We start from the raw sequence: 15,971 nt of genomic DNA, 5'->3' as shown, positions 1-15,971 counted from the left end.
TTGCACATGGATATGGGTAACGGAATGAAAGACAAAACAGGGCGACGGTTCCGAAGGCCAGCAGCGCTCTGGCTGGGATTGTTTCCATGGGTCGGCTGTGGACAGCCCACCGGCGCGCCAGGAGCGCAGGTTTCGACAGTCGCTGCTCTGTCGGGGGCTCAGGCTCAAGCCCGTATCGCCGCTGGCGATTCCCATTCGCTGGCGCTGCGCTCGGACGGCACTGCGTGGGGCTGGGGCTACAACGCATTCGGCGAGGTGGGGGATGGCATCACGAGCAAGCGCTCCACCCCGGTGCCGGTGCCAGGGCTGATCGGGATATAGCCGCATCCTCCTGGTGAGCGAGCGCAACGCGGACACGGTGGACCTGTACCGCACCGGATTGTCGAGACACCCAGGCGGTCGTAATCAGGCCGCTTGTTTCAGCTGCGGCAGCGCTCGCCGGGCCTGACTCGGCGAGAGGAAGTTGTGGCGCTCCAGCAGCCGGTGCTCGTTGTATCGGTGGGCCCACTCCAGCAGGGCCGTCCGGAGGTACTCCACGGGGGAGAAGATGCGCACCCAGAGCAGGCGCTCCTTGAGGGTGCGAATGAAGCGCTCGGCGCAGCCGCTGCCCTCGGGGCTTTCGAACAGAAGCAGTACCCGGGTGTGAGCAGCAACCAGAGAACCAGGATGACCCGCGCCATTGCAGTTATCGATGAGAGGAGGCTCCTCTTCCGTCTGGCTCACCTGGATGCTAGGTATCAAATATTCAGCTCTTTCTACCGTCACCAAATCCTCATGAACGCCTCCGCCGTCAATGCGTCCCCAGCCTTTGACAGTCGTCCACTACCGCAGCCGCCTGCAGCCGTGACGCCCTTTCTGTCGGATGTCGCCACGAAGAGAGGAGGGGGCTGGTGAAGGGCTTCGGCTGTCTAGCGGTGCTGTTTGGGGGTGCACTCAAGCTCTGGTCAGCCTGTTGGGTAATCGCCCTGCTCGTCGCCCACGCGCACGGGAAAATACAGGAGCCGGCCAAAATGGTTGCCGCCCTGTGGGGGGTGATGGTCGTACTCCCCTTCCTGCTCGGCCAATTTCTGTGGAAGAAGGGGCGTTCGTCCCAAGAAGAGCGCGAGCCCGCTCACTGGGTAACGCCGACCGTGGAGCGCCGTGACCCCATGGCTGAGCTGGCTGACTTCATCCGCAACAAGGGGGATGTCACCGTCAAGGACGTGGCCATCTTCTGTCAGGTGTCGGAAGAGAAGGCTGAACAATTCATCCTGAAGCTCATCGCCGCCGGTGAAATCAACCGAGTCTTCGAACCCCAGAAGGGGGCTTACGTTGTTTCCTCCTTCACCCCGGGGCGGACTTCCGCCGGCCTCCTGTCGAGCGCTGTTTCCCTCGGCAACGTGAGCGCAGATGCATCCGCTTCATCAGAAAACGTCACTGTCTCAACTCGGCGCCTCGAGCACCGCTGCCCTTCGTGCAACGCTCCACAGGACCTCGGCGAATCAAGTCCCGGAGACAAGCGCGTCTGTCCCTATTGCGATATCGCCTTCCTGGTGGTCGCCGCGTCGCCCGGCCCCTGAACAAAGAGCCCGCCTGCTGCTGGAGGAGGAGATTCGAGGCCTGCTGACGTCCTTGGGGCACCTGGACGTGGTTACACTCCGCCTTGGCCCTGACCTGCTGGGCACGCCCTAGTGTCGCGGTGGGAGGCCCGTCGCGAGCTTGCCGTTGTCCCGCCACAGGATGCGCTGCCCCGACGGTGCCTCGCAGCGCTCGATTCGGGGGCCATGCTCCGGATGCAGGGGAATCTCCGGGTGACGCCGGTGCTCGGGATTGAGGCAGACCGCGCCCTCGGGACTCCAGAGGGCCTCCAGGAAGTCGGTGCGCTCGATGCCACCCTCCGCGTCTCGCCCAAACCCATACTCATCCCGTTTGACGATGCGAGTGCCCGTCAGCGTGTAGCTCTTGAGGTCGCCCTTGCCCACGAAGTACGCCGCGCGCTTCGCCTGGAGACAGGAGCCATAGACATATTCCCGATTCGGGTCCGACACCCCTGTCTGGGGATTCCAGGGGCTGTAACCCCAATCCAGGCACGTGACGATGGCGCCGGACTCGCAACCAAGCGTCGTGACGTTGGCGTCGGCGGTGACGGCGGCATTCATGTCATCCACCACCCGCCCCGGGAGGATGCCCACCCGGCCCCGCGCGGACCCGCCGCACGGATTCGTCCAGGCCGGATGATTGCCATTGGGGTCTCTCAACCGGTGTCGCACCTCATACTTCTGAAGCTGGAACGGCGGGAGGAGTTGGTCGGTTCCCAGCGGGACGAGCTGGAGCTCGAAGAACGTCTCCTCATCCGGCACGTTCCGGAAGAGCACGTCGAACGTGAAGCCCGCGAGCGCCGACCCCTGGAGCGTCTGGATGTCCTCTGGCTTGCTGCACTTCATGCGCGACTGACAGTAATTGACGACGAGCTGGTCCCCGTTGCCCTGCACGCTGTGAATCGCAACGAAGCTCGCGGGAGCGCCCTGCGGCGTGCGACCGAGCTGGCCCGGCAATACCCCCCGGAGCGTCGCGGTGTAGAAGAGCGTGCCCATGAGGCGGTCCCTCCCCTTGAGCACCACGTCCCCGGGCGCGCGGTTGACGAAGGCCTCCGGGCAGAACCGGAACTCCGTCCCCTGGGTGAAGCAGAAGTCGCTGCCCTCGACGATGTAGATGCCCTGGCCGTTCGAGTTGTCCGGGATGCACTGCCCCGTCGGACACTCCAGCGGCGCCAGCGGTTGGGCCGTGGGCTCCAGGGGCGGGCAGTCCTTTCCCTTGCAAGGTGTGACGGGCAACTGCGTCTCCGAGTCCGTCACGTACTTGTCGCCCACGTCGGGCTGCCGGGGGTTCGGGTCCGAAGGTGACGGCGGGAGCTGGAGGGGCTTGAGGCAGGCGCTCGCGCCGAGGAGCGCCAGTGTCGCCAGCAGGATGGGGCTGGTGGTCCGGTGGGCTCCCCGCACGGGCGCCGCGATGTCGTCAGTCATGTTCCTCATGGTGGTGTCCCCTGGTGCCTCGTGATGCGTGCGCCCCATAGCGAGCGCCGTGCCACGGTTGAACGCGCCCCTGACATTCCCGTCGCCGTCGGGAGCACGTCCTCGCCAGGCGCCCGAGTCGCTCCGGAAATGGCACAAGCGCCGGCACCGTGCCGTGTGCCACCGCCCGGCGCGTATGATGACCCGGCATGGAACACGATGGGTCGACGCTCCGGCCGAGTGGTGATGGACGAGGGATGGAGGTCTCGGACGCGGCGCGCGTTCCCGGGCTGGTGCGCCTGTTCGGCGGAGGGGCGGCGCTGGCGGTGGCGCTCCGGCTCCCGCTGGAGGGGCTGGAGCTGGGGCGAGGTCCCCAACTCGGCGACGTCCAGGACCCGAGGATGTCGCGGCGCCATGCCCAGGTCCGCTTCGACGGGAAGCACTTCTGGGCCGTCGACCTGGGAAGCCAGAACGGAACCTGGGTGGATGGAGAGCCGCTCGCGCCCGGCGCGCCTCGCGAGGTGCGCGCCGTGCTCCGGATGGGAGACTCCCTCTTCGTGCCGAGCGTCGACGTGCGGCCCCTGGAAGAACACGGCGTCGGACTGGTGGACGGCTTCGTGCGGGGGCCCGGTGGCCAGAGGCTGCTCGCGGAGGTGACTCGCGCCGCGGAGCTGGGCTTTTCGCTCCACATCCATGGAGAGAGCGGCTCCGGCAAGGAAGGCATGGCGCGCGCCTTCCACCAACACGGTCCCCGGCGCGAGGGCCCCTTCGTCGCCGTCAACTGCGCGGCCATTCCCGAGGGCATCGCGGAGCGGCTCCTCTTCGGTGTCCGGCGCGGCGCGTACTCCGGCGCGGAGGCAGACGCCCAGGGATACCTGCAGGCCGCGGATGGCGGCACGCTGTTCCTCGATGAAGTGGTGGAGCTGGACCTGGCCGTCCAGGCCAAGCTGCTGCGCGCGCTGGAAACACGCGAGGTGCTGCCCCTGGGCGCCTCCCGGCCGAAGACGGTGGACCTGCACCTGTGCTCCGCGAGCAACAAGGACCTGCGCGCCCTGGTGGCCCGGGGCGGGCTGCGCGAGGACCTGTACTTCCGCATGGGCCGGCCCGAGGTGGTGGTGCCTCCGCTGCGCCAGCGCCCCGAGGAACTGCCCCTGCTGCTCCAACGCCAAGCGGAGCGGGTGGCGCCGGGGCTTGGGCTCCACGTCTCCCTGGTGGAGCAGTGTCTCCTGCGGCCCTGGCCGGGAAACATCCGCGAACTCCTGGTGGAGCTGCGCAGCGCCGTCCAGGCCGCGCTGCTTCAGGGCGCCACCCGGGTGGAGGCTCGACACCTGAGCCCGAGCGCGGGAACAGCCTTTGGCCCCGGAAGCGTCACCGTGCGCGCCAGCCCGGAGCCTCGCGCGGATGCGACGGAGCGCGCCCAGGGGGATGTCCAGGAACGGGCCCGGATTGAAGAGGCCCTGCGCCAGCAGGGAGGCAATGTCTCCGCGACGGCGCGCGCTCTCGGTCTGCACCGCACCCAGCTTCGACGGCTGCTGCGCCGGCATGGCCTCGACGGCGCGGAGTCCTCCGAGCCCGAGTGAGCCGCGTTCTCCCGGATGCGCGCGCCCCGTGTGTGAGCCCGCATGACGGAGTGTCCGGTATCTCCTGGCGTCGCCGCCGGGCGTGGATGTCTACAATCCGGATGGACGACGCTGTTTCAAGCTCCTTTTCAATTTTGCCATTGCAGTCGTCCGCCAGGGCTTGTGTGTATTTGAGCTGGTAAAACAGGGAAAACCTGCCAGTATGCCGCGACGCGGCGAAGAAGGACTTTCACCGTCGCGCCAAGGTCCCGCGCCAGGCCGGACGTCATTCCCTGTCATCCGGAAGCGGGCAGGAGGAATCGTTTCGTGCAACTGCGTCGACATGTGGGTTGGGTAGCCGTCGTGTTGGGTGCATCCCTGGTGGCCGCGTGTGGCCCCGCCGCGCCGTCAGCTCCCGCGCCCGAGCCGGAGTCGGAGGGCCAGGTGTCCTCGCCGCTCACGGAGCTGGTCGTCAATGGAACCTTCAGTGGCGGGACGGTGGCGCCGTGGTGGAGCGGTGCCAACTCCCAGTCGGTGGTGGAGAACGGGAAGCTGCGCATCAACGTCACGGGGACCCCCGCCAATCCCTGGGATGCACCCTCGGGACAGGACAACATCGTCCTGGTGAATGGCCGGGCGTACACCCTGTCCTTCACGGCGTCCGCGTCGGCGACCGTGCGGGTGCGGGTGACGGTGCAGTTGGGGGCCGCGCCGTACACCGCGCCGCTGGACCAATACATCACCCTGGATGGCACCACGCGCACCTTCACATTCCCCTTCACCTCGAACCTGGCCACGACGGCGGGGCAGGTGACGTTCCAACTGGGCGGCGTGGGCGCCTTCTCGGCCTTCCTGGACAACATCTCCCTCACCACGGAGGACGGCGGGGGTGGCACCGGGCCGGTGGAGATGACGAGCGGCTTCTACGTCGACCCCAACTCCAACTCCGCCGTCTGGGTGCGCAACAACGGTGGGGACTCCCGCGCGGCGCGCATCCAGTCGTCCATCGCGAGCAAGGCGGGGGCGCGCTGGTTCGGCAACTGGAGTGGAGACATCGCCTCGGCGGTGTCCAGCTTCGTCGCCGCCGCGGACACGGCGGACAAGCTCCCGGTGCTGGTGGCCTACAACATTCCCGGACGCGACTGCGGCAGTCACTCCGGCGGAGGCGCGGGCAGTCCCGAGGCCTACCGCACGTGGATCTCCGCCTTCGCCACCGGCCTGGGCAACCGCCCGGCCATCGTCATCATCGAGCCGGACGCGGTCGCCCAGCTCGACTGTCTGCCCAATGATGCGGAGCGACAGACGCGGCTCGGCCTCCTGCGCTACGCGACGGAGCAGCTGAGAGACCGTGCGCCGAACACGTGGGCCTACTTGGACGGTGGCAACGCCAACTGGATTGCCGCCGACACGATGGCGCAGCGGCTGGAGTCCGCCGGCGTCCGCAACATCCGGGGCTTCGCGCTGAACGTGTCGAACTTCTACACCACGGCCCAGTCGACCACGTACGGGGCGGCGGTGAACGGCGCGCTCAATACGCGCTACGGCTACACGAAGCCCTTCGTGGTGGACACCAGCCGCAACGGCAATGGCCACAATGGCGAGTGGTGCAACCCGGCGGGCCGCAAGCTGGGCGTGCTGTCACAGGTGGGCGGGGGCGCGGAGATGCTCCTGTGGGTGAAGGTCCCTGGAGACTCCGACGGCAACTGCGGCATCGCCCCCACGACTCCAGCGGGCCAGTTCAGCCCCGACATCGCCATCCGCCTCATCGACGGGACCTGAGCCCAGGGGCTCCCGGAGCGCGCGACGAATCAGCCGCGCTTCGGGAGCAGCCGGGCCAGCTCGCGGTCCAGCGCCGCGGCGAAGCGCTGGCGGTCCTGGGCGTTGAAGCCGCTCGGGCCGCCTGTCACGACGCCGCTCTCCCGCAGCTCCTGCATGAAATTCCGCACGGAGAGTCGCTCGGCGATGTTCTCCTCGGAGAACAGCTCCCCACGAGGGTCCAACGTCACCACGCCTCGCGGCACCAGCAGCGCCGCGAGCGGGATGTCCTGGGTGACGGCCAGGTCCCCGCGCTGGGCCGACGTGGCGATGTGCTGGTCCGCCACGTCGAGCCCCGCACCCACCTGCACGGTGGAGACGAACTCCGCGCGGGGCAGGTTCATCGCCCGGTTGGCCACGAACACCAGGGGCACCTTGAGGCGCTGTGAGGCGCGCAAGAGGATTTCCCGGACGGGGCCCGGACAGGCATCGGCATCGACCCAGATTTTCATGCGGCCCGCATCCTCGCGTGGATTCACGGCGCGGTGCTCCGGAATATTCGGCGTGGACCGTGCAGTGCGTCGACGAGCGCTCACTGGATGACGGCGACCCGGAGTGAACGGTGCCGCGTTGTGGACGAAGTGCTTGACGACGCGGGAGCGCGGCGCTCGGATGCGCGCCCATGTCCGAGCTGCTCACCCGTGCTGAAGCCTCGAATTACGCCGAAACCTCGCGTCATTCCGACGTGCTCGCCTTCATCGACGAACTCTGCCGCCGCACGAAGCTCGCCCGACGGGTGGACTTCGGGACCAGCGGCGAGGGTCAGCCGCTGGTGGCGATGGTCGTGAGCGACCGCAACTGCTTCACGCCAGAGCTGGCGCGCAAGCAGAAGAAGGTCGTCGTGCTGGTGGAGGCCAACATCCACGCCGGCGAGGTGGAGGGCAAGGAGGCGCTGCTCGCGCTCGCGCGGGATTTGACGCTGACGAAGCTGGGCGCGAAGTTGCTCGACAAGCTGTGCCTGGTCCTGGTCCCCAACTTCAACCCGGACGGCAATGACCGCATCAGCCCCAACAACCGCAAGCTCAACCTCAAGAGCCTGGAGGGGCAGGTCAACCCCGAGGGCGGCGTGGGCACGCGCTACACGGGCGAGGGGTGGAATCTCAACCGTGACAGCACGAAGCAGGAGGCGCCGGAGACGCGCGCCATGGCGAAGCTGCACCAGACGTGGTGGCCCGAGCTGTTCATCGACTGCCACACCACGGACGGCAGCATCCACGCCTTCGACCTGACGTTCGACACGTCTCACTCGAACGAGCCGCTGTTCCAGGAGCTGCGCGACTACAACCGGGCGATGCTGGAGCGCGTCTCCGAATCGGTGAGCAAGCGCCACGGGTTCGACAGCTTCTGGTACGGCAACTACCGCGAGGAGGACGTGCCCGCCTCGGGTTGGCACACGTACCCGGCGCTGCCGCGCTTCGGCAGTCACTACCGGGGGCTGCTCGGCCGGCTCGACGTGTTGCTGGAGACGTACAGCTACATCGACTTCCCGCGCCGCTGCGCCGTGACGCGCGCGTGGCTGTTGGAGCTGTTCCGCGAGGCGGCCCGGAGCTCGAAGGCGTTCCTTTCCGTCACGGAGGCCCAGCAGGCGGCCATCATCGCGCGCGGCAAGACGCCGGACCTCCAGTCGCTGGTGGGCATCAACTACGGCGTCGCCACCCGGGACGCGCAGGGCGCGCTGACGTTCGACTACCCGGCCTATGCGAAGGACGGGGACCTGGCGCGCATCCAGGCGTTCGACGAGAAGAGCATCGCGGAGCATCGCTTCCCCGGGAAGAAGCGCCGCGTCTACCGCGTGCCGCACTACCGCACGTTCATCCCGACGCAGGCGGTGAGCACGCCGGAGGCGTACCTGGTGCCCGCGGAGCTGGCGCCCCGGCTGGAGGGGCAGGGCATCCGGTTCGAGGTGCTCCCGAAGCCGCGCCACTTCCTGGTGGACAGCTACCGGATTGCCCGGCGGGAGGAGACCTTCAGCCCCGACGTCGCGGCGAACGTGCCCGCGCCCGGCGAGGCCGAGGTGCCGCTGAGCCTGAAGCCCAAGCCGGTGCGCTTCGAGACGGTGCTGACGGTGTCCCCCGAGCGGACGAAGCGCGAGTTCGCCCAGGGGACGCTCTACGTGCCCACGGCGCAGCGCGCGGGCACGCTGGCCGTGTACCTGCTGGAGCCGCACTCGGACGATGGCTTCTGCCGGTGGCAGTTCCTGGACACGCTGCTGGAGGTGGGCGGGCTCTACCCCGTGCACCGCGTGGTGAGCCCCGCCCCGGCTCCGAAGAAGGCGGAGTGAACGAGCGCGCGCTGGGGCCCCGTGCTCAGTTGGGGCTCCAGCAGAACTGACCGGTCTCCGCGGGCGCGGAGGTGACGCCCGTCGCATCCGTCACGCGGAACCGGACGTGCTTGCTGTAGTAGGTACCGGTGGTGGAGAGCTTGAAGACGCACGTCTCCTCGCGCGACGTCGTCCCGACGCTCCAGTAGGGGCTGTTGGGGCCGTGTGGCTGGATATGTCCCTGGTGCCTCCAGATGACAGGCGCTGTTGAGTTGCAACTGTTTGCGGTATGTCGGCAGGGGTTGGGGCTCAAGACAGGGCGTTCCGTGAGACATTGAACCCGGGGCCACTGTCGCGCCACAGTGCGGGGTTTCGAAGGGGAGGCGCTCATGAGGAAGTCCGTCGGACTGAGTCTGTGGTTGATGTTGGGCCTGGGCTGCGCGCATTCGTCCGGGAAGCCCCAGGACGTGGTGTCCACCGTGGGCGCGATGACCTCGCAGGAGTTGTCCCTGCGCGCGGAAAAGGCCTACGACGCCGAGGACTTCGCCACCTGCGCCGATTTGCGGCGCCAGTCCGCGGAGGCCCTGACGGACCCTGGCCTGCGCGCGGAGGAGTACTACTCCGCCGCTGGCTGCGCTTCTCTCGGAGGGCGCACTGAGGACGCGATGGCCTTCCTGAAGCGCGCGGCCGACAGTGGTTTCCTCTCCGTGGATCAGCTCCAGTTCGACCCCGAGCTGGCCTCGCTCCACGCGCTGCCGGGCTGGGCGGAGGTGGTGGCGGGTGTCCAGGCCAACCTGGACAAGGCGGGCACCCCACCCATGCCCATCCCCGTGCTCGCGACCATCGACGTGTCGCGCTCGCGTCGCGCCACCGCGGCCGAGGTCATCAAGATGCTCGGCCTGGAGGTGGGCAAGCCCATCGTCCGCAGCCGCCATCTCATGAAGAAGCGGGAGGAGGCGCTGCGTCAGCGCTTCAACCTCGCCTACACCCACGTGGGCGTCATCGCGTTCTTCGCGGAGGAATTGAAGGGGCAGGCCTTCGCCAGCGTGGACCTGGTGGATGCCGAGGATTCGCACCGCCTGAGCTTCCTCCCCGCACCCACCGGACACGTGGAGGACCCGGAGGGGCTCATCGCGCACTGGCTGGAGTACGAAGACAAGGTGGTGCGCCTTATGCGCGCCGGCGCGCTGAACACCGACCAGCCTCCGTCCTGTCGCGTCGCCCACTGCTCGTTCGGGTTCGGTCACCCTGAGCTCGCCCCCTACGAGCCGCGCTTCGTCGAGAAGGCCCCCGCCGCTCGGGAGGCGCTGCTGCGCATGCTGCGCGAGGACGCCGATGCGAACCGTCGCTCGGCGGTCCCCTATGTGCTGGGTTATGCCGGCACGCCGGAGCAGGTCATCGGGTGGCTCCTGCCCTTCTTCAAGGACCCGGACTCCGGCGTGCGCAACAACGTCGTCCGCTCGGTGCTGGCCTTCCAGCAGGGCCTGGACCGGCCCGTCGTCGACCTGTCCAAGGTCTTCGAGGCGATGACGATGCCGGACGTGTCGGACCGGAACAAGGGCACCTACCTGCTGGAGATGGTGCTCCAGAAGCTCTCGCCCGACGAGCTGAAGGCCCGCCGCGCGGAGGTGCTCCAGAAGGTCGGCACGCTGCTCGTGGACATGTCGGCCTACCAGCAGCCCATCAATCGCGAGCCCGCGGTGCTGGTGCTCCAACTGCTCTCCGGTGAGAAGTTCGAGCGTCCCGAGCAGTGGCGGCAGTGGCTGTCGAGCCAGGGCGGCTGAGCGACGCTCCGTTCGTCCCTGTCCGCGAGCGGTTTGTCCCAGGCCTCGTGGAAGCCATCCCCGGGGCCCGCTACCCTTGCCCGTCATGCGCGAAGAGGAGACGGCGAGACCCCGGGCTGGTGAGGTGGCGCCCCTGCCATCCTGGGCCGTGTGGCCAGGCGCCCTGGGTTGGTGGCTCGCGGACGCGCTCATCTCCGTGAGCCAGGTCCAGCTCCTCCAGCGCATCGGCGAGGCGGAGGTCGCCGGGGGCGCGCTGTGGCGCATGTCCCTGGCCAGCTCCCTGTTGTGGGTGCCCATCACCGTGATGTGTCTGCGCCTGTCGGAGCGAGTCCCCCTGGCGCGCGGGCGCCTGCCTTCCGCCCTGGGCTTCCATCTGGTGGCCCTGCTGCTGGTGGTGTTCGGCAGGGCGACCTTCGTCGTGCTCACCCAGGACCTCATCGGCTGGTACGAGCGCGAGCCCCGCGTGCTCGACGTGCTGGCCCAGAGCGTCGTCAACAACCTGCTGCCCTTCGTGCTGCTGACGGCGGGCGCCCACGCCCTGGGCCTCGCGCGCCGGGCGCATGTGCGTCAGCGTCGCGCGGACCAGCTCCAGGCCCAACTGGCGGAGGCTCGGCTCCAGGCGCTCGCCTCGCAGCTCCGGCCACACTTCCTGTTCAACGCGCTCAACGCCGTGGCCTCGCTGGTCCACGCGGACCCGGATGCCGCGGAGCGCATGCTGGCGCGACTGGGCGACCTGCTGCGCCAGAGCCTGGAGTCCCATGCGCGACAGGAGGTGACGCTGCGTGAGGAGCAGGCGGCGCTGGCTCCCTATCTGGACATCGAACAGATTCGCTTCGGGCCCCGCCTGGAGGTGTCGTGGCGGCTGGCTCCGGACGTCCTGGATGCACGGGTGCCCTACCTGGCGTTGCAGCCCCTGGTGGAGAACGCCATCCGTCACGGACTGGCGCCGCGCGCGGAGCCGGGGCGGATTGAAATCTCCGCCGAGCGGGAGGGGGATGTGCTGCGGCTGTTCGTGCGGGACGACGGCATGGGGCCGCCCGTGGGAGGCCCGCCTCGCGGTGGAGGCGTGGGCCTGTCCAACCTGCGAGCGCGACTGGCGACCCTCTACGGGGGCAGGGCGGGGCTGGAGCTGCGGCAGGGGACGCCCCGGGGCGCGGTGGTGGAATTGCGCGTGCCGCTCGACGCGGGGCCCGAGGGGGCTCGGGTGGCGGCATGAGCGTGGAACCGGTGGAGTCGACGCTGCTTCGCGTGGCGCTCGCGGACGATGAGCCGCTGGCGCGCTCCCGGCTGCGCGCACTGCTGGCGGCGGAGCAGAACGTCGAAGTGGTGGCCGAGGCGACCAGCGGCGCGGAGGCGGTGCGCGCGGTGCTCCACACGTCGCCGGACGTGCTGCTGCTGGATGTCGAGATGCCCGCGGGTGACGGCTTCGAGGTCCTCCGCGCGCTGCCTCCGGAGTCGCTCCCCGTGGTCGTCTTCGTCACCGCGTGGCAGCAGCACGCCGTGCGTGCGTTCGAGGCGCAGGCGTTGGACTTCCTGCTCAAGCCCTATGACAAGGAGCGCTTTCGGGCCGCGCTGGTCCGGGCACGCGAGCAGGTGCGCCTCGTGCGGCGCAGCGAGGCCGTGGCGCGCCAGGAGGCCCTGCTGTCGGGCCTCGCGATGGCGGAGGCCCCTCTGCGCAGGCTGCCCATCAAGGTCGACGGGCGCATCCGCTTCGTCGACTGCTCCACCATCACCCACGTGGAGTCCGAGGCCAACTACGTCCGCGTCCACGTCGGGGGCGAGCAGCACGTCCTGCGAGAGACGCTGACGCATCTGGAGGAGCGGCTGGACCCACGTCGCTTCCTCCGCGTGCATCGCTCCGTGCTCGTCAATCTGGACCAGGTGCGGGAGATGGAGCCCCTGTCCCAGGGCGAATACCTGTTGGTGCTGGGCCCTGGCGGCACCGCCGTGCGCACCGGGCGCAGCCATCGCGCTCGCGTGGAGTCCGCGCTCGGACTGGGTCCAGGTTCGGACGGAGCGCGCTGAGGCGCGTCCCCGAGGGGCTCCCGTCCGTCCCGCGTCCCTCTCGCTTCATCCCCGCTTCCCGGACAGCGGCGGGCAACGCGCGTACCTCTTGGGCCATGGCGGGAACGACGTCACTTCCTCCCGCCACATCTCGAGAGGAATCCGTCATGTCATCGTCATTCCGTCGCATCCCCGTGGTGCTCGCGGCGCTGGTGCTGTGCGCCGCCATGTCCGCTTCGGCCTCCGCGCCTCGCGCTCCCGAGGTGTTCGCCCCGGGGTTCGTCTCCCTTCCGGGCCAGGAGGAGTGGCGCATCGCCTTCACTCCGGACGGGCGCACGGCCTTCTGGGGCGTGAGCCCCGGCTTCTTCCCCGAGACGCGCCAGGCCACCATCGTCTTCTCCGAGCTGCGCCACGGCCGATGGACGGAGCCCCGCCCCGCGTCGTTCTCGGGCGTGTATTCGGACATCGACCCGTTCGTCTCGCCGGATGGACGTCGGCTGTTCTTCTCCTCCATCCGTCCCGTCAACGGCGCGCCGCGCGAGGATGTGGAGATGTGGGTCGTCGAGCGACGCAGGGACGGCGGCTGGAGCGAGCCGAGTCACCTGGGGGCCGCGGTGCACAGCCTCGGTGACGAGCTGTACCCCAGCGTGGACGAGGACGGCACGCTGTACTTCGGCTCGGACCGTGAGGGCGGCTTCGGCGGCTGGGACGTGTGGCGCTCGAAGCTCCGCGCGGATGGCAGCTACGGGCCCGCGGAGAATGTGGGCCCCGCCGTCAACACCGAGCTGTGGGAGTTCAACCCGAACGTCCTGCCGGACGGCGACACGCTGTTGTTCGCCTCCATCGGTCGTCCGGAGGGTTACGGCTACGGCGACCTCTACGTGGCCACGCGCACGTGGCGCGGCTGGCAGCCGGCCCGCAACCTGGGGCCGACGGTGAACACCGCGCTGGACGAGTACCATCCGACGCTCTCGCCGGACCACCGCACGCTCTACTTCGTGCGGCACCAGTATGAGCCGTTCCTCCCCAGCGACCTCTTCCACGTCCAGGTCGGCCGGCTCCTCTCCGATGCCGGCTCGTGCGACGTGCGCGACTGAGCGCCCAACGCGGCTTCCACCCGGAGCCAGGGGTCTGACTCCGGGCGGAGGCGCGATGTGGCTTCCGGCTCGCCGCTCAGCGGGTCACAAGGCGGAGGTTGTCCAGGATGAGGTCGGGCTGTCCGGCCGGCAGGTCGACGAAGAAGGCCACGGGCTGTGCCGCGCCGAGCTGGAAGTGGGTGCGGACGCGTCCACGCACCGCGTTGCAGCGCGTGCGCAGCTCCCGCCCGTCAGCGGTGATGAAGCCGCAGGACACTCCCACCGTGTCGCGTGACGTGTCGAATTCGACCGTCCATGCGCGGCCCGACACGAAAGCCTGTCGTGTCACGACGAACCGCTGGCCCCCACGCAGGAGGGCCGCGAAGCGCGAGGGAGGGAGTCGCGTCCAGGTCGCCGGGACGGGCGTGCGAGCGCCAGGCTCGAGGATGCCCATGCCCACGCGCCGCGAGCGATACTCGAAGCCGTTGGCCAGCGGGTCCGCGACGACGACGACCTCCGTCACGGCGAAGGCCCCCGAGTCCTCGCCTGGGGCGAGCCGCAAGGGCTGCGCCGCGCCGGACAGCGGCACGAAGGTGGTGGCGATGAGCCCCGCGGCCTCGCCCGGGAGCGCGACGGGACTCGCGTTGCTCAGGAGGGACTGAGTCCCGAGCGAGAGCGTGACAGTCGCCGGAGTGCTCTCCAGGGCCCGGACGCGCACCGACACGCGATAGGTCATTCCCGCGATGACCTCCGTCGAGGGCAGCGTGAGGGACTCTCCCCGCGCCAGGGGCACCAGGGGCTCATTGGGAAAGCGCAATCGCTCCCAGGCGGAGCACGAGGAGGCGGTGCACGGCCAGGGCTTGGGAAAGGGTTGTGTGCCCAGCGCGCCCCGGCGCAGGAGCCACACGTCGTGCGTCAACCAGAGCAGGGGATTGGGAAACAGGCCCGGCACCAGGGTGTCGCAGACATCGTCCGGGCTCCTCGACTCGACGAGCTTCCGGGTGAAGGCCAGCCGGGCATAGCCCAGCCCGGCGTCGCCCGGGAGCCGCGCGGTGCGCGCGGGGTCTTCACAGAGGAAGTCGTAGTCGTGCGCGGGGAACACCCAGTGGGCCCAGACCGCGACGGGCCCGAGCAGCTCCTGGGTGCCCAGGTGCTCGTTGAGCTGCGTGATTCCGGAGCCGGACGAGCCATGGCAGCCATGCAGCTCCGTGAGCCGCGCGTCGGTGCCGAAGCCGGAGAGGCCCAGGGAGACGCGGGGCCGGGACGGATTGCTCCAGGGACTGGAGAGCAGGGGCAGCAGCTGATTCACCCCGTAGTAGTGGTAGTTCTGCGCGGGCTCGTAGTCGATGTAGCGCGTGTAGCGCTGCCAGAGCTCGGTGCTCCGGTCCTCCGGAATCGAGTAGACCTCGTGGGCCCACGCCATGGACACGGGGACGCCCAGGCCCTCCGACTCGGCGACGTCCAGGTAGTCGTAACGACAGCCGGGGCTCTCGGCGCCGCAGTCGAGCAACGCGGTGTCGGCCCGGGGGAACGATGCGGGGCACTGGTAGTTGCCGAACGAGTCGCCGCAGCGGGCAATCACCCGACACGAATAGGACGACGTGCTGTAGCCCCCGCCGAGCGGCGTCCGGTGGAAGCCGGGAAAGGTGCCCGACAGGCTCTCCGCCGTGGCCTCCCAGTTCACCTCCGCGTCAATCATCGGGTCATACATGCGGACCTCGAGCGCCTGGTTCGCGGGGTCCCAGACGCTGACGTCGTCCAGGCAGTGCGCGGCGGTGATGGCCCTGCGTGGGGAGATGAACGTGACGCCGCACGTGTAGCGAAGAGGCGTGCCATCCAGACCCAGGAGCGGCGCATGGGTGACGGGCTGGAGGATGGGGACGAAGACGGTGCCCCGGCTGAGCTGACTGCTGCCCGTGGGACCGCCCGGCGCGAGGGCCACGCTGTAATAGTCCTGGTACGCACGCTGGACGGCCTGGGGGGCCATTGTCCGCGGCTCCTGGGGTGGCGACTCACCGGGTCCATCGCAGGCCGCGAGGACTGCTCCCAGGATGACGAGGTGGATGCTCGTGCCGACGAACGCGGCGCGAAGAGACGTCTTCATTGAATGACCCCCCAACTCCAGAGACAGACGTGGCGAGTCCTTCCGCCGCGAGGGGCCGGTGTCCTCGGCGCCCTGGGCACATCCTGCCTTCCGAGTCGTGGGTGTGGCCCCTGACGTCCGTCTCCGATGTCGAGGAGTAACACTCGCCACATGTCACACGTCGTGGACGGGACGGCGCGCGAGGGCAGGGCCTTCGTTCAGCTTCGCACCCAGGACTGGTGGAGCAGGGCGGACCTGCCCAACGAGCGAGAAACGGAAGCAGCATCTGCCCCCTTCATCGAGGGCGACGCGCACGGCTTCCTCCACTGCGACGAGGACTGAGGCGGCCGCCGCTGCGCGCACTGGATGAGCAGTGGGGGTTGTAGCGCCGGGTGTCACG

General features: G+C 69.1%; 14 protein-coding genes and 1 pseudogene. 10 read left to right on the top strand and 5 right to left on the bottom strand.

What is annotated here, in order from left to right; translation table 11 throughout:
* The first annotated feature begins 6 nt into the window (after nt 1-6).
* Nucleotides 7-321, top strand: coding sequence for a hypothetical protein (locus HUA75_RS47620; RefSeq protein WP_141643806.1), 315 nt, complete (start codon nt 7-9; stop codon nt 319-321).
* An 84-nt stretch (nt 322-405) separates the two neighbouring features.
* Here the strand turns inward: HUA75_RS47620 and HUA75_RS38810 are convergent.
* Nucleotides 406-618, bottom strand: a pseudogene (locus HUA75_RS38810) (integrase core domain-containing protein); the annotation flags it as partial.
* 272 nt (nt 619-890) lie between these two features.
* Here HUA75_RS38810 and HUA75_RS38805 point away from each other — a divergent pair.
* Nucleotides 891-1,559, top strand: coding sequence for a hypothetical protein (locus tag HUA75_RS38805; protein WP_174489324.1), 669 nt, complete (start codon nt 891-893; stop codon nt 1,557-1,559).
* Between the two features lie 108 nt (nt 1,560-1,667).
* Here HUA75_RS38805 and HUA75_RS38800 read toward each other — a convergent pair whose 3' ends face one another.
* Entirely contained in the window at nt 1,668-3,011 is a 1,344-nt protein-coding gene (locus HUA75_RS38800) for an ADYC domain-containing protein (RefSeq protein ID WP_174489323.1), read from the bottom strand.
* A gap of 236 nt (nt 3,012-3,247) precedes the next feature.
* On the opposite strand from HUA75_RS38800, the gene HUA75_RS38795 reads away from it, so the two are divergent.
* Both HUA75_RS38795 and HUA75_RS38790 read left to right on the top strand, forming a co-directional pair.
* Entirely contained in the window at nt 3,248-4,570 is a 1,323-nt protein-coding gene (locus HUA75_RS38795; protein ID WP_254628004.1) for a sigma 54-interacting transcriptional regulator, read from the top strand.
* A gap of 306 nt (nt 4,571-4,876) precedes the next feature.
* Nucleotides 4,877-6,328 carry a glycoside hydrolase family 6 protein gene (locus HUA75_RS38790; protein ID WP_174489321.1) on the top strand — a complete coding sequence of 484 codons (1,452 nt, stop codon included), beginning with the start codon at nt 4,877-4,879 and terminating at the stop codon, nt 6,326-6,328.
* Nucleotides 6,329-6,357: 29 nt separating this feature from the next.
* Here the strand turns inward: HUA75_RS38790 and HUA75_RS38785 are convergent, their stop codons facing one another.
* Nucleotides 6,358-6,816: a YaiI/YqxD family protein gene (locus HUA75_RS38785; protein ID WP_141643811.1), complete on the bottom strand. Its 459-nt coding sequence runs from the start codon at nt 6,814-6,816 to the stop codon at nt 6,358-6,360.
* A gap of 170 nt (nt 6,817-6,986) precedes the next feature.
* On the opposite strand from HUA75_RS38785, the gene HUA75_RS38780 reads away from it, so the two are divergent.
* Entirely contained in the window at nt 6,987-8,645 is a 1,659-nt protein-coding gene (locus tag HUA75_RS38780) for a M14 family metallopeptidase (RefSeq protein ID WP_174489320.1), read from the top strand.
* A gap of 25 nt (nt 8,646-8,670) precedes the next feature.
* On the opposite strand, the gene HUA75_RS38775 is transcribed toward HUA75_RS38780, so the two are convergent.
* Nucleotides 8,671-8,937, bottom strand: a complete 267-nt coding sequence (locus HUA75_RS38775) for a hypothetical protein (RefSeq protein WP_174489319.1) — start codon at nt 8,935-8,937, stop codon at nt 8,671-8,673.
* 76 nt (nt 8,938-9,013) lie between these two features.
* Here HUA75_RS38775 and HUA75_RS38770 point away from each other — a divergent pair, with 76 nt between their 5' ends.
* From HUA75_RS38770 to HUA75_RS38755, 4 genes are all read left to right on the top strand, one after another.
* Nucleotides 9,014-10,408 carry a HEAT repeat domain-containing protein gene (locus HUA75_RS38770; RefSeq protein ID WP_174489318.1) on the top strand — a complete coding sequence of 465 codons (1,395 nt, stop codon included), beginning with the start codon at nt 9,014-9,016 and terminating at the stop codon, nt 10,406-10,408.
* Between the two features lie 124 nt (nt 10,409-10,532).
* Nucleotides 10,533-11,624, top strand: coding sequence for a sensor histidine kinase (locus HUA75_RS38765; RefSeq protein ID WP_371746297.1), 1,092 nt, complete (start codon nt 10,533-10,535; stop codon nt 11,622-11,624).
* A complete protein-coding gene (locus HUA75_RS38760) occupies nt 11,621-12,433 on the top strand; it encodes a LytTR family DNA-binding domain-containing protein (protein WP_141643816.1) in 813 nt (270 codons plus the stop codon). Before HUA75_RS38765 ends, HUA75_RS38760 begins: the two co-directional genes overlap by 4 nt.
* A 146-nt stretch (nt 12,434-12,579) precedes the next feature.
* On the top strand, nt 12,580-13,509 hold the full coding sequence (locus HUA75_RS38755; protein ID WP_174478006.1) for a PD40 domain-containing protein: 930 nt from the start codon (nt 12,580-12,582) through the stop codon (nt 13,507-13,509).
* A gap of 76 nt (nt 13,510-13,585) precedes the next feature.
* Here HUA75_RS38755 and HUA75_RS38750 read toward each other — a convergent pair whose 3' ends face one another.
* Nucleotides 13,586-15,592: a hypothetical protein gene (locus tag HUA75_RS38750; protein ID WP_174489316.1), complete on the bottom strand. Its 2,007-nt coding sequence runs from the start codon at nt 15,590-15,592 to the stop codon at nt 13,586-13,588.
* A gap of 150 nt (nt 15,593-15,742) precedes the next feature.
* Here HUA75_RS38750 and HUA75_RS38745 point away from each other — a divergent pair, with 150 nt between their 5' ends.
* Nucleotides 15,743-15,913 carry a hypothetical protein gene (locus HUA75_RS38745; protein ID WP_174461662.1) on the top strand — a complete coding sequence of 57 codons (171 nt, stop codon included), beginning with the start codon at nt 15,743-15,745 and terminating at the stop codon, nt 15,911-15,913.
* Nucleotides 15,914-15,971: the final 58 nt, after the last annotated feature.

This window comes from Myxococcus sp. CA040A (assembly GCF_013336725.1).
Classification (GTDB): domain Bacteria; phylum Myxococcota; class Myxococcia; order Myxococcales; family Myxococcaceae; genus Myxococcus; species Myxococcus llanfairpwllgwyngyllgogerychwyrndrobwllllantysiliogogogochensis.
The sequence above is the reverse complement of the archived record's forward strand: the minus strand, read 5'-3'. Positions and strand labels throughout refer to the sequence as shown.

Bases quoted from the DNA above. Each gene is read 5' to 3' on its own strand.
- HUA75_RS47620 (WP_141643806.1), top strand. From the start codon at position 7: ATGGATATGGGTAACGGAATGAAAGACAAAACAGGGCGACGGTTCCGA.
- HUA75_RS38800 (WP_174489323.1), bottom strand. From the start codon at position 3,011: ATGAGGAACATGACTGACGACATCGCGGCGCCCGTGCGGGGAGCCCAC.
- HUA75_RS38785 (WP_141643811.1), bottom strand. From the start codon at position 6,816: ATGAAAATCTGGGTCGATGCCGATGCCTGTCCGGGCCCCGTCCGGGAA.
- HUA75_RS38760 (WP_141643816.1), top strand. From the start codon at position 11,621: ATGAGCGTGGAACCGGTGGAGTCGACGCTGCTTCGCGTGGCGCTCGCG.
- HUA75_RS38780 (WP_174489320.1), top strand. From the start codon at position 6,987: ATGTCCGAGCTGCTCACCCGTGCTGAAGCCTCGAATTACGCCGAAACC.
- HUA75_RS38755 (WP_174478006.1), top strand. From the start codon at position 12,580: ATGTCATCGTCATTCCGTCGCATCCCCGTGGTGCTCGCGGCGCTGGTG.
- HUA75_RS38745 (WP_174461662.1), top strand. From the start codon at position 15,743: ATGTCACACGTCGTGGACGGGACGGCGCGCGAGGGCAGGGCCTTCGTT.
- HUA75_RS38750 (WP_174489316.1), bottom strand. From the start codon at position 15,592: ATGAAGACGTCTCTTCGCGCCGCGTTCGTCGGCACGAGCATCCACCTC.
- HUA75_RS38795 (WP_254628004.1), top strand. From the start codon at position 3,248: ATGGAGGTCTCGGACGCGGCGCGCGTTCCCGGGCTGGTGCGCCTGTTC.
- HUA75_RS38770 (WP_174489318.1), top strand. From the start codon at position 9,014: ATGAGGAAGTCCGTCGGACTGAGTCTGTGGTTGATGTTGGGCCTGGGC.